The sequence below is a fragment of the Sphingobium sp. IP1 genome (assembly GCF_002708645.1).
Lineage (GTDB): Bacteria > Pseudomonadota > Alphaproteobacteria > Sphingomonadales > Sphingomonadaceae > Sphingobium > Sphingobium yanoikuyae.
Genome location: NZ_NOIW01000056.1, coordinates 1 through 12,840, shown reverse-complemented (window position 1 = coordinate 12,840; position 12,840 = coordinate 1). Strand labels below are relative to the sequence as shown.

Sequence of the window (12,840 nt, the reverse complement as noted above, 5' to 3'; positions counted from 1 at the left end):
GCAAGGGTGCCGCTGCCTTCCCCCTATAGTCCGGAGTCGCGCCGCCACATGGCGGCGCAGGCGCAGGAGAAATTCCATCGCCAGATCGATCGGGTCCGGCCGGGATCGCGCAGCTTCGAGATCGCCAAGCGGGTGATGGTGGGCGTCTATAGCGACGGGTTCATCCATGCGGGGAACCTGGCCTATCTCTCGCTGATGACGCTGTTTCCCTTCTTCATCGTCGCAGCCGCCGTCGCCAGCGTCTTTGGCCGCACGTCGGACGGGCTGTCGGCGGTGAATGCCTTTCTCTATACCGTGCCGCGCGGCGTGGCCGATGTCGTGCGCCAGCCGATCAGCGATGTGTTGCAGGCGCGTTCCGGCAATCTGCTCTGGTTCGGCGGTCTGGTGGGGCTCTGGACCGTGGGCAGCCTGATCGAGACGATCCGCGACATATTGCGCCGTGCCTATGGGACGAAGAGCACCAAGCCCTTCTGGCGTTATCGGTTGGCGTCGGTCGGCATCACGCTGGTCAGCGTGCTGGCGGTGATGTTCGCCTTTTCGATGCAGGTGATGATAACGGCGGTGGACCAGCTGCTCCACCGGCTGCTGCCCTTTGCGGACGAGGCGATCGCCTGGGTTTCCTCGGCCAAGCTGGTGCCGATGGCGATATTATGCGTGGCGCTCCACTCGCTCTATGTCTCGCTGACCCCGTCGCTCTACCGTGACAAGCGCTTTCCCAAATGGCCCGGCGCCGCCGCCACCGCACTCTGGTGGTATGCCGTCACTCTGCTATTGCCGGTCACATTGTCGATGCTGGGCGGCTATGACCGGACCTATGGCAGTCTGGCCGGTGTCATGATCACCCTCATTTTTTTCTTTCTCGTGGGGCTCGGCGTGGTAATTGGCGCCGAATTGAATGCGGCACTGGCGGAATTTCCGGAAGACGAAGCAGCCGGCACCGTGCAGGACAAAGGGAACGGAACGACGATATGACAGGCTTGATGGCGGGAAAGCGCGGGCTCATCATGGGGCTGGCGAACGACAAGTCGCTGGCTTGGGGTATTTCGCAGCAACTGCATGCGCAGGGCGCGGAACTGGCCTTCTCCTACCAGGGCGAGGCGCTGGCCAAGCGCGTCAAGCCGCTGGCGGAACAGCTGGGCTCGGACTTCCTGATCGACTGCGACGTGTCCGACATGGCGAAGCTGGACGAGGCCTTTGCCGAGATCGAGGCGCGCTGGGGAAAGCTCGACTTCGTTGTCCACGCCATCGGCTTTTCCGACAAGAATGAGCTGCGCGGCCTCTATGCCGACACCAGCCTCGACAATTTCCTGATGACCATGAACATCTCGGTCTACAGCTTCGTCGCCGTCGCGGCCCGCGCGCGCAAGTTGATGAAGGAAGGCGGCAGCCTGTTGACGCTGAGCTATTATGGCGCGGAAAAGGTCATCCCCCATTATAACGTCATGGGCGTGGCCAAGGCGGCGCTGGAAACCAGCGTCAAATATCTGGCGATGGACCTTGGCCCGGAAAATATCCGCGTCAACGCGATCTCGGCCGGCCCGATCAAGACGCTGGCCGCCAGCGGCATCGGCGATTTCCGCTACATCATGAAGTGGAACGAGCTGAACTCGCCGCTGCGTCGCAACGTGACGATCGACGATGTCGGTGGTGCCGGTCTCTATCTGCTGTCGGACCTCGCTTCGGGCGTGACGGGTGAGATCCATCATGTCGATGCGGGCTATAATGTCATCGGCATGAAGGCCGAAGACGCGCCTGATATCGCACTGGACAAGTAAGAGCAGCAGACGCGACCGGATTGGAACGGATATGAGCTTCAACACATTCGGTCGCGTCCTCCGCTTCTCGACCTGGGGCGAGAGCCATGGTCCGGCGATCGGCGCGATGGTCGATGGCTGCCCTCCGGGCCTGGCATTGAGCGAGGCGGACATCCAGCCCTGGCTCGACCTGCGCAAGCCGGGCACGTCCAAGTTCACGACCCAGCGGCGCGAGCCGGACGAGGTGCGCATCCTGTCGGGCGTGTTCGAGGGCAAGACCACCGGCACGCCGATCAGCCTGATGATCGAGAACACCGACCAGCGATCGAAGGATTATTCGGAGGTCGCCAAGGCCTATCGTCCCGGCCATGCCGACTACGCCTATGACGCCAAATATGGCTTTCGCGACTATCGCGGCGGTGGGCGCTCCTCGGCACGCGAAACCGCCAGCCGGGTCGCGGCCGGTGCAGTGGCGCGGCTGGTCATCCCCGAAGTCGATATCTTCGCTTATGTGAGCGAGATCGGCGGCGACGCGATCGACTATGGCAATTTCGACGCGGCGCAGATCGGCCAGAATCCCTTCTTCTGTCCCGACGCCGAAGCCGCGGTGCGCTGGGAAGCGCTGGTCGATGGCGCGCGCAAGGATGGTTCCTCGCTCGGCGCTGTGGTCGAATGCGTGGCCAGTGGCGTGCCGGCCGGCTGGGGGGCGCCGCTCTATGCCAAGCTCGACAGCGAACTGGCGAGTGCGATGATGAGCATCAATGCGGTCAAGGGCGTGGAGATTGGCGACGGCTTTGCGGCCGCCCGGCTGCGCGGCGAGCAGAATGCCGATCCGATGCGGCCCGGCGCCGATGGCCCGGTCTTCCTCGCCAATCATGCCGGCGGCATTGCGGGCGGCATTTCGACCGGCCAGCCGGTCAAGGTGCGGATCGCCTTCAAGCCGACCAGTTCGATCCTGATTCCGGTCGAGACGGTGACGCGCGAAGGCGATGCGTCGGACATCATCACCAAGGGGCGCCATGACCCGTGCGTCGGCATTCGCGGCGTGCCGGTGGTCGAAGCGATGATGGCGCTGGTGCTGGCCGACCAGAAGCTGTTGCACCGCGCCCAGTGCGGGGCCGACTGACGCGCCGAACCGCGCCAATCGCGCGCCGAATGTGCAAAAGATGCGAGACGACTCACCCATGTTACGCTAGGATGACATGGTCACCCGCGGGAGGGTGAGCGGCAGAGCGTAAGCCTGGGGAGCGTCAGCACGCTATGCGTGGATTGACGGTCAAAACGTCCCCTGAAGCCGCGACACGGGCCAGCCATGCAACCATGGCTGGCCCATTTGGTTTCACCTCCGTTAGAGACGCGATCACGCGATCAAACGGGGGCAAGACGAGATGCATTTCATCACCGCGCTATTGGGCATTTATCGCGCGGAAATCGGCCTGGTCATTCTCGCCTGCATGTTCGTCGCCTTCGTGCGCGAACGCTATTCCCCGACCGTCGTCTCCGTGCTGGGCGCCTGTGCCTTCGCGCTGCTCGGCCTGCTCGACGAGAAATCGCTCTTCTCCGTCTTTTCGAACAGCGCGCCGCTGACCGTGGGCGCGATGTTCGTGCTGTCGGGGGCGCTGATCCGCACCGGCACGATCAACCGCATCGCCGATCTGGTCATGGTCCGGGCGCAGAAGCATCCGCGGCTGGCGCTGGTCGAAGTTGCGGTGGGCACGGTGCTGCTGTCGGCCTTCCTCAACAACACGCCGGTCGTCGTGCTGCTGATCCCGATCATGTTCCGTCTGGCGCAGGCGACCGCCTATCCGGTCAAGAAGCTGCTGATCCCGATGAATGCGGTGGCGGTGATGGGCGGCTGCGTTACCCTGATCGGCACGTCGACCAACCTGATCGTCGCGGGCATCGCGGCCGAACAGGGGATGCAGCCCTTCGGCATTTTCGATATCACTCCCTATGGTCTGGCCGGCACTATTGCCGGCGTGATTGGCCTGGCCTGCCTCAGCTTCCTGCTGCCAAGCGACCCGCCCTCGATCGCGGGGGAGAATGGCGGCAATGTGCAGGAATATCTGACCGAACTGGTCGTGACGCCGGACAGCGAGGTGGTCGGGCGGGAGATTGGCGAGTTGTCCGTGCTCGGCCGCTCGGTCACCCTGATCGGGCTCAAGCGGGCCGGCGAGATACGACGCCATGACCTGGAGCAGGAGGAACTGCATGTCGGCGATCGGCTGATCGTCCGCGCCGATGGCACGGCGATCATGACCCTGCGCGAATCGGGCGATTTCGAACTGGGCATTGCCGCCGATTCCGAAACCTCCGCGCGCGAGGGCACGGTGATCGAGGCGATGGTCGCGCCCAGCCATCCCTCGATCGGCGAGCGGCTGATCGACATTCCCTTCCTCCATGCCCTGCGCGTCCGCCTGATCGGCATCCATCGCGCCCGCCATCTGCCGGGGCCGGACCTGGCCGATACGCGGGTGCGCGGCGCCGACCGGCTGTTGGTGGCGGGCAGCGACGACGCGATGCGTTCGCTGAAAGACAATCCCAACCTGATCGGCGTCGACATCAGCCGCACCCGCGCCTTCCGCCCGCGCAAGGCATGGATCGCGATCCTGGCAATGGCGGCAGTGGTGATCCTGTCGGCGCTCGACGTGATCGGCATCGGCCTGGCCGCCTTCATCGCCGTCGGCGTGATTCTGGTCACCCGCTGCATCGATGCGGAGGAAGCCTGGGCGGCGATCGATGGCGATGTGCTGATCCTGATCTTCGCCATGCTGGCGGTCGGCCTGGCGCTGGAGCAGGCGGGCAGCGTCGCGCTGATGGTCGGCTGGATCACGCCGTTGATGCAGGTCGCGCCGCAATGGAGCCTGGTCTTCATCGTCTATTTCGCGGCGCTGATCCTGTCCGAACTGCTCAGCAACAATGCGGTCGCGGCGCTGCTGACGCCGCTGACCATCGCGCTGGCGCATCAGCTGGGGACCGACCCGCGCCCGCTGGTGATTGCGCTGATGATCGGGGCGTCGGCCTGTTTCGCGACGCCGATCGGCTATCAGACCAATGCGCTGGTCTATGCCGCGGGCGACTATCGCTTCGCCGATTTCGTGCGGATCGGCGTGCCGCTCAACCTGATCGTCGGCACTGCGGTGTGCGCGACGCTCGTGATTCTGGGCTAGGGACCAATTGCCCGCATCCGGCCCTGTCGGCACGGATGCGGGCCCGGCATGAAGGCGGCGATCCATCAGGAGTATCGCCATGACCCGCCTTCGCTTCACCCAGGTAGACGCCTTTGCCGACGCGCCCTTCACCGGCAATCCGGCGGCGGTGATGCCGCTCGATGCATGGCTCGACGATGCGGTGCTGCAGGCGATCGCGGCGGAAAACAACCTGTCCGAAACCGCCTTCACCGTGCCGACGCCGGACGATGCGGAGGCCGATTATGCGCTGCGCTGGTTCACCCCGGCGGTGGAGGTGAAGCTGTGCGGCCATGCCACGCTGGCGAGCGGCCATGTGCTGATCGAGGGCGAGACCATCCGCTTTCGCACGCGCCATGCCGGGGTGCTGACCGTGACCCGTGCGGACGAGGGCTATGAACTGTCGCTGCCGGCCTGGACCAGCGCGCCCAGGCCGCTGCCGGAGCTGGCGGCGGGGATGGGCGGCGACATCGTCGAGACACGCTGGCGCGATGGCGGCTATGCGATCTTCGTCTATCGTGATGCCGATGCGATCCGCGCGCTGGAGCCTGACTTCGCGACGCTGCGCAAGCTGGGCGACAATCTGCTGATGGCGACCGCGCCGGGCGACGACAGCGACATCATCAGCCGCGTCTTCGTGCCCGGCGGCGGGATCGACGAAGATTCGGTGACCGGATCGGCCCATGGCCTGCTGACGCCCTATTGGGCGAAGCGGCTCGGCAAGGATGCGATCAGCGCCTATCAGGCGTCGGCGCGGGGTGGGCGGCTCGGCTGCCGGCTGGAGGGCGACCGGGTGGTGATGACCGGCGCTTGCCGCACGGTCATCGAGGGCACCTTCACCCTTTAACCGGGGAAGAGGCCGATCAGCCGGGCCAGTTGCGCCTTCACGGCGGTGCGCTGTTCCTTCTCCGGCGACATGCCGATCCGTACGATCGTCAGCCGCTGGCCGGGCGCGACCAATATATATTGACCATTATGGCCGACGCAGCCGAACAGGCTGGCCGATGCGAGGCCCGGCATCAGCGCGCTCTCGCTGCTGTCACGGTTGAGCCAGAGATGGGCGCCATAGGCCGCGTTCCGGGGTGAGGGCGCGCGCATATAGTCGACCCATTTTTCCGGCACGATCTGATGGCCGTTGGGGGAGCGGCCATGGTTGCGCAGCAATTCGCCGAAGCGGCCATAGTCGCGCGCGGTCATGTGCATGATCGATCCGCCGATCAGCGTGCCATTGGCGTCATATTCCGGGGTCAGGCTGGACAGCTTGCCCGGCGCCTTGAGCCGGCCATCGATGAACATCTGCATCGCCCGGCGACGCACATCGGGATGGAGGCTGTTGGTCAGCATCCGGGTCATCAGGTCCGACAGGATCATCGTGCTGCCGGTGGAGTAGGAAAATGTCTCGCCGGGAACATGCGCCAGCGGCTTGGATTCGGCATAGGCCGCCATGTCCTGCGCACCGTCCATGAACAGCATGCGCACGGTATCGCCGTCGGTGATCGGCTCGCCATCCTCGGCATGGTCGAGGCCAGAGGTCATCGACAGCAACTGGCGCAGGGTGATGCGGCCGCGCGGATCGCCCGGCTGGCTCCAGGCCGCGACCGGCACCGGCGAATCGAGCGCAAGCCGTCCGTCCGACACCATCAGGCCGACCAGCACTGCGGTCACGCTCTTGGCCATCGACCAGGACAGCAATTTCGTGTCGGGGGTGATGCCGGGGGCATAGCGTTCGGCAATCACCTTGCCGTCGCGCATGACCAGCAGGGCGCGGGTTTCGCCCATGTCCTTGTCGTCGAACAGCGGATCGATCGCGCCGCGCAGCGCGCTCGCGCTGACCACGGCGTCGGTGTCGACGCTATAGACGGGCTCGGGCGCATGGGCCGCGCGCCCCGCCAGCGTGCCGGCCAGGACGAGCGCCACCAGTCCGGCACCCATGGCAAGGCGCTTTACGATTCGCTTCTCGATCTGCATAAGCCGGCGCCCTTAGCATGGAGGCGGGAAGAAGGACCATGGCGGTTCGTGGTAAATGGTGGATCGTCGCGGCGGTGATCGTCGTCGCGCTGCTGGCCGCGCTGGCGTGGAACTGGTCGACCCTGCGTGCCCGCGCGCAGCTCGGCTCGGCCTATGGCGCGCGGCTGACCTGTTCCTGCCGCTATGTCGAAGGGCGCGCCATGGGCAGCTGCCAGGGCGACAAGGAGCCGGGCATGGCGATGGTGCGGCTGACCGACAAGCCGGAGGAGCGGGCGGTCGAGGCGCATGTGCCGTTGCTGGCGTCGCGCACCGCGCGCTTCAAGCCGGGCTGGGGCTGTCTGCTCGATCCGGTGGGGTAAGCGCGTGTTTGAGAAATCGCGAAAGAGCGATTTCTGATACGGCACCAGCCCGCTCCCCCACCCGGCCACCCATAGAATACTGCCGTTGGGTGGCCGGGTGGGGGAGCGGGCTGGTGCCGGAATGCGCCATCTGGCGCATCTCAAACAGACACTCCGCGCTACTGGCACCTGTGGCCCTGACTCGCTAAGGCCGATCCATGCCTCGCGACATTCCCACGCTGCTCCACGATATTTTCGGCTTCACGACGTTCCGCGGGGTGCAGGAACAGGTGGTCGGCCGGGTCATGACTGGGCAGCCGACCCTGGCGATCATGCCGACCGGCGCGGGCAAGTCGCTCTGTTATCAGCTGCCGGCCGTGGCACTCGATGGCTGCTGCGTCGTCGTCTCGCCGCTGATCGCGCTGATGCATGATCAGTTGCGGGCGGCGACAGCGGTCGGCATCCGCGCCGCCAGCCTGACCAGCGTCGATGCCGACTGGCGCGAGACGCAGGATCGGCTGCGCAATGGCGAGCTGGACCTGCTCTATGTCGCGCCGGAACGGGCGAGCGGCGAGGGGTTCCGCAATCTGCTGCGCTCGGCGAAGGTTGCGCTGTTCGCGATCGACGAAGCGCATTGCGTGTCCGAATGGGGGCATGATTTCCGCCCCGACTATCGCCTGCTGCGGCCGCTGCTCGATGAATTTCCCGATGTCCCGCGCCTAGCGCTGACGGCGACGGCGGACGCGCACACCCGCAAGGATATCCTCGTCCAGCTTGGCATTCCCGAGGATGGGCTGATCATCTCGGGCTTCGATCGGCCCAATATCCGCTATGCCGTCCATCCGCGCGACGGGCTGACCCGGCAGCTTGCCGATCTGCTTGCCGCCAATCCGGGGCCGGGTGTCGTCTATGCGCCGACCCGCGCCGCGACCGAGAAGCTGGCCGAGACGCTGGGGCGCGGTGGCCGGGCGGTGCGGGCCTATCATGCCGGCATGGACCCGGCCCAACGCGCCGCCAACCAGGCCGCCTTCATCGCCAGCGAGGATATGGTGATGGTCGCCACCGTCGCCTTCGGCATGGGGATCGACAAGCCCGACGTGCGCTTCGTTGCCCATGCCGGCCTGCCCAAGTCGATCGAGGGCTATTATCAGGAATCGGGCCGCGCCGGCCGCGATGGCGAGCCGGCGGTCGCGCATCTCTTCTGGGGGGCGGAGGATTTCGCCCGTGCCCGCCAGCGCATCATGGAGCTGGAACCGGCGCGCCAGCAGGGCGAGCGGGCGCGGATCGCAGCGCTGGGGGCGCTGGTGGAAACGGCGACCTGCCGCCGCGCGATATTGCTGCGGCACTTTGGCGAGAATCCGCCGGCGACCTGCGGCAATTGCGACAATTGCCTGACTCCGCCGGCCAGTGTCGATGCCACCGAGACCGCGCGCAAATATCTGTCGGCGGTCTATCGCACCGGCCAGAGCTTTGGCGCAGGCCATATCGAGGCGGTGCTGAGTGGCGCCGTCACCGACAAGATTCGCGAGCGCGGGCATGACAAGATTTCCGTCTATGCGATCGTCGATGGCGACGAGACGGCGCTGCTGCGGCCGGTGTCGCGCGCGCTGCTGGTGCGGGACGCGCTGGAGACGACCGAGCATGGCGGGCTGATGCTGGGGCCCAATGCCCGGCCGATCCTGCGCGGCGAGGAGGAGGTGCGCATCCTGGTGCCGCCGCGGCGCGAGCGGAAGAAGCGCAGTGCCCGCAATGGCAGCGACGCCAATCCGGTCGGCGATCCGCTGTTCGATGCGCTGCGCACCTGTCGCCGCGAACTGGCGCAGGATGCCGGGGTGCCGCCCTATGTCATCTTCCATGATTCGACCCTGCGCGAAATGGCCGAGCAGCGGCCGGCGACCATTCACGAGCTGGGCATGGTGAGCGGCGTCGGGCAGAAGAAGCTGGATGCCTATGGCGATGCCTTCCTGGCGGCGATCCGGTCCTATCTGTAGCGGATGAGCGTGTGGCCCCGTTTCTCGACAGGCTCGAAACGAACGGATGAAGGGGCATCGATGCCGGTTGGGCGTGCAGACGCTTGAATCCTGTGGCGGGCGGGCGCATGGCGGGGGCGAAGGAGATTTGCCCATGTTCCGCCAGCTGACCGACCGCCTCTATGTCTCGCCCCAGATCAGTGTCGATCAGGTGGAGACCGCCAAGGCGCTGGGCGTGACCATGATCATCAACAACCGCCCCGATGACGAGGAGCCAGGCCAGACCAACGGTGCCGCGGTCGAGGCAGCGGCGATCGACGCCGGTGTCGCCTATGCGGCCGTGCCGGTGGCCCATGGCGGCTTCGCGCCCTGGCAGCTCGACGGCATGGCTGCCGCGATCGAGCAGGCGGGCGAGGGCAAGATCCTGGCCTATTGCCGCTCGGGCACGCGCAGCACCCTGCTGTGGGCGCTGACCCGCGCGCGGGCGGGCGACAATGCCAATGTGCTGGCGGCCCAGGCCGAGGCGGCGGGCTATGACCTGACCCCGGTGCGCCAGATCATGGATGCGTTGAAGCCCGCCTGAAATAGGATTTCGTCCGCTTAACTTCCCATATTTCCCGCACATTTCGACATTTCCTTGCTCAAGTAGGAAATCATGTTGCGAGGGGGATGGGGACGCCGGACGATGGGAAAGAGCCGGGCGCAGCCTAACATGGGCCCGGCTCTGTAGGACAGGGCGGGGAAGCGGGCCGGAACCGGCTTTCTCAAGCGGACGCTCAGCCGCACTCCACCGTGACATGTTCCATGCGCGGCAGGCTGCGCACCCGTTCGCGGACACGGGCGCCGTCGGCGCCGGGCGCCAGGCTGATGATCGCGGCATGGGCGTGCGGGCCGATGCGCCAGACATGCAGGTCGCGGATGGTGGCGCCTTCGGCTTCGACCAGGCCGCGCACCCTGGCCATCAGCGCGGGTTCGGCGGTGTCGAGCAGGATGGCGGCAGTGTCCTTCATCAGGCCCCAGGCCCAGCGGGCGATGACCACGGCACCCAGCAGGCCGACCGCCGGATCGAGCCACCACCAGCCGAGATAGCGGCCGGCCAGCAGCGCGGCGATCGCCAGCACCGACGTCAGCGCGTCGGTCAGCACATGGACATAGGCGGCGCGCAGATTATTGTCGGCATGGCCCCCCTTATGGTCGTGATCATGGTCGTCATGCGCGTGACCGTGCGCATGGCCATGGTCATGGCTATGGTCGTGGCCGAGCAGCAGGGCGCTAACCAGATTGATGACCAGGCCGATGATGGCGACCAGGGTCGCCTCGCCAAAGGCGACCTTCACCGGCTCGAACAGGCGCATGCCGGATTCGATCGCGATGAACAGCGCAGTCAGCAGCAGCAGCAGCGCGGAGGCGAAGCCGGACAGGTCGCCGACCTTGCCGGTGCCGAAGGTGTAGCGCGGGTTGCGGGCATGGCGCCTGGCATAGCTATAGGCCGCGGCCGCCACCGCCAGCGCGCCGGCATGGGTCGCCATGTGGAAGCCGTCGGCCAGCAGCGCCATCGACCCGGTGATCCAGCCAAAGGCGATTTCCACCACCATGGTCGCGGCGGTCAGCCAGACGACCCACAGCGTGCGCCTGGCATTCTTGTCATGCCCGGCGCTCAGATAGATATGGTCGAAATAATGGCGTTCCTCGCCATCCTTGTCGGTCGGCGGCGGGGCGGCCGGGGCGGGATGATGGGCGTGGTCGTGGTTGCAGCCGGCGCCATGATGATGGTGCGCATGGGCGTGATCGTCGTGCATCGTCATTTCCCGTAGCGGCGGATCAGCGCCAGCATTTCTTCGGTGGCGGCCGTGCGCGCTTCGTCGGTCAGGCCGGGGCGGGCGACATGTTCGCGCATATGCTGCTCGATCAGCTCCTCCATCAGGCTGCCGACCGCGCCGCGCACCGAGGCGACCAGTTGGAGTGTCTCCGAGCAGCCCGCATCGCCCGCCAGCTGGCGTTCGACGGCGTTGACCTGCCCCGCAATGCGGCGCACCCGCGCCAGCAATTTGTCCCGATCCGCGATAATGTGCATAGGGTACCCCCCTATACTATGTGGATAAGTCGCGCAAGGCGCTGGGGATGGGGCGGGGACGCCAGTTGGCGCCCAAAATCGACGCGACAGTCGAAGTTCACAGTGTCGTGCGGGTGATTTCGGGCCAATGCGCCGGCCAAGCACCTGCCCCGCGCCGGTGAAGCGACAGGCGCGCGACAATCGGGTCATGATGACGCGCTTTCGGCGCGACGATGAAAGGACAGTGAGGCGACAGGGACGCGACACTTGTGCGCCGGTCGGGCGACAGCGGCCTGGCGGCAAGGGCTGGAAAGAGGGCCGGGCTTTCATCGCCAAGGGTAGATCAGAGAAAGGCCGAGTAGGAAAGCGGGATGCCGGGTCAAGCCCGGCATGACGGACGGGGGTAGAGCGGTTAGCGACCAGAAGCTGTCATGTTCCCCTCCCGTAAACGGGAGGGGTTGATGGGAGGCACGTGACTCCCATCAAGGGGGTGGGCTGGACGTCGCACAAGCCCACCCCGCTGCGACTAATGCGCTTCGCGCATAAGTCTCGTCGCCCCTCCCGCAGGCGGGAGGGGAATGGCGGAAAAACAACCCATCAAACAGTGGGCCGCGTCCACAACTCCACAGCCCGCGCTGCCCCTGCCGGCCAGCGCCGCGCCCGTCCCGGCACCTGCCGTCCCGCGCGGATCACCCAGCCCAGCTTCTCGCGACCCGGCGTCACCACGCGATGATCCCAGGCATGCTCGCCCCGCCGCGCCACTTCGCGGGCGATGTCGCCATAGATGCCCGCCGCCGCCAGCACCGCCCAGGCTGCCCGCGCCGGCAGCGCGCCGGTGCCGTGCCGCGCGCTGTCCTCGTAGGCTGCCGCCATATCGGCCAGCCGCTGCCCCAATATCGCCAGCTGCGGTCGCAGCCAGGGCTTCATATGCTCGCCGGGGGGCATGTCCATTTCCACCAGCCATTCGACCGGCAGGTAGCAGCGATCGGCCAGTTCATCCTCGCTGATGTCGCGGGCGATATTGGCCAGCTGAAAGGCGATGCCCAGGTCGCACGCGCGGTCCAGCGTCGCTTCATCCTCCGGGTCGACCCCCATCAGCACCGCCATCATGCAGCCGACGGCGCCGGCGACATGATAGCAATAGCGCAGCATGTCCGCCTCGCTGCGCGGCCGCCAGTCGCGCGCATCGAGCGCAAAGCCCTCCAGCAGGTCATGGGCATAGCGGTGCGGAATCGCGCATTCGCGCATGACGACGCCAAAGCCGTCAAAGGCCGGGTCGCCGGTCGGATCGCCGCGCAGCGCTGCATCGGTCAGCACCCGCAGCGTCGACAGCCGCGCCTGCCCGTCGGCGACGCCCCGCATCGTCCCGCCATGGTCCTGCCCGTCGGCGATATCGTCGCATTTGCGGCACCAGGCATAGAGCAGCCAGGCCCGCTCGCGCGTCACCCGGTCGAACAGCTTCGACGCCATGGCAAAGCTCTTCGAGCCCCGCGCGATGCTGTCGCGGGCATGGGCGACCAGGGCGGGGCGATTCCATTCTCCCGTCCCGCCTGCGGGAGGGGCCGGGGG

At 66.5% G+C, this 12,840-nt stretch carries 12 protein-coding genes; 8 read left to right on the top strand and 4 right to left on the bottom strand.

The window, feature by feature from the left end; genetic code table 11:
• The first annotated feature begins 48 nt into the window (after positions 1 to 48).
• From CG471_RS18130 to CG471_RS18110, 5 genes are all read left to right on the top strand, one after another.
• Entirely contained in the window at positions 49 to 972 is a 924-nt protein-coding gene (locus CG471_RS18130) for a YihY/virulence factor BrkB family protein (protein ID WP_099232815.1), read from the top strand.
• On the top strand, positions 969 to 1,775 hold the full coding sequence (gene fabI, locus CG471_RS18125; protein WP_004209757.1) for an enoyl-ACP reductase FabI: 807 nt from the start codon (positions 969 to 971) through the stop codon (positions 1,773 to 1,775). Before CG471_RS18130 ends, fabI begins: the two co-directional genes overlap by 4 nt.
• Before the next feature lie 31 nt (positions 1,776 to 1,806).
• Positions 1,807 to 2,880, top strand: coding sequence for a chorismate synthase (gene aroC / locus CG471_RS18120; protein ID WP_099232813.1), 1,074 nt, complete (start codon positions 1,807 to 1,809; stop codon positions 2,878 to 2,880).
• 262 nt (positions 2,881 to 3,142) lie between these two features.
• Positions 3,143 to 4,924 carry an SLC13 family permease gene (locus CG471_RS18115; protein WP_099232811.1) on the top strand — a complete coding sequence of 594 codons (1,782 nt, stop codon included), beginning with the start codon at positions 3,143 to 3,145 and terminating at the stop codon, positions 4,922 to 4,924.
• Between the two features lie 79 nt (positions 4,925 to 5,003).
• Positions 5,004 to 5,789, top strand: coding sequence for a PhzF family phenazine biosynthesis protein (locus tag CG471_RS18110; RefSeq protein WP_099232809.1), 786 nt, complete (start codon positions 5,004 to 5,006; stop codon positions 5,787 to 5,789).
• On the opposite strand, the gene CG471_RS18105 is transcribed toward CG471_RS18110, so the two are convergent.
• On the bottom strand, positions 5,786 to 6,910 hold the full coding sequence (locus CG471_RS18105; RefSeq protein ID WP_099232807.1) for a serine hydrolase: 1,125 nt from the start codon (positions 6,908 to 6,910) through the stop codon (positions 5,786 to 5,788). The genes CG471_RS18110 and CG471_RS18105 overlap by 4 nt on opposite strands.
• 38 nt (positions 6,911 to 6,948) lie before the next feature.
• Between CG471_RS18105 and CG471_RS18100 the strand changes: the two genes are divergently transcribed.
• From CG471_RS18100 to CG471_RS18090, 3 genes are all read left to right on the top strand, one after another.
• Entirely contained in the window at positions 6,949 to 7,269 is a 321-nt protein-coding gene (locus CG471_RS18100; RefSeq protein WP_099232805.1) for a hypothetical protein, read from the top strand.
• 197 nt (positions 7,270 to 7,466) lie between these two features.
• The gene (gene recQ / locus CG471_RS18095; protein WP_099232803.1) at positions 7,467 to 9,239 is read left to right on the top strand and encodes a DNA helicase RecQ; all 1,773 of its coding nucleotides are present in this window, start codon (positions 7,467 to 7,469) and stop codon (positions 9,237 to 9,239) included.
• Positions 9,240 to 9,372: 133 nt separating this feature from the next.
• Positions 9,373 to 9,801 (top strand): TIGR01244 family sulfur transferase, encoded by a 429-nt coding sequence (locus tag CG471_RS18090; protein ID WP_007706725.1) that lies wholly within the window; start codon positions 9,373 to 9,375, stop codon positions 9,799 to 9,801.
• Between the two features lie 193 nt (positions 9,802 to 9,994).
• On the opposite strand, the gene dmeF is transcribed toward CG471_RS18090, so the two are convergent.
• From dmeF to CG471_RS18075, 3 genes are all read right to left on the bottom strand, one after another.
• Complete coding sequence (dmeF, locus tag CG471_RS18085; RefSeq protein WP_099232800.1) at positions 9,995 to 11,023, bottom strand: CDF family Co(II)/Ni(II) efflux transporter DmeF; 1,029 nt, start codon at positions 11,021 to 11,023, stop codon at positions 9,995 to 9,997.
• Positions 11,020 to 11,292 carry a metal/formaldehyde-sensitive transcriptional repressor gene (locus CG471_RS18080; RefSeq protein WP_010335593.1) on the bottom strand — a complete coding sequence of 91 codons (273 nt, stop codon included), beginning with the start codon at positions 11,290 to 11,292 and terminating at the stop codon, positions 11,020 to 11,022. Before CG471_RS18080 ends, dmeF begins: the two co-directional genes overlap by 4 nt.
• Positions 11,293 to 11,868: 576 nt before the next feature.
• Positions 11,869 to 12,792 (bottom strand): phytoene/squalene synthase family protein, encoded by a 924-nt coding sequence (locus tag CG471_RS18075; protein WP_099232849.1) that lies wholly within the window; start codon positions 12,790 to 12,792, stop codon positions 11,869 to 11,871.
• Positions 12,793 to 12,840 lie beyond the last annotated feature (48 nt).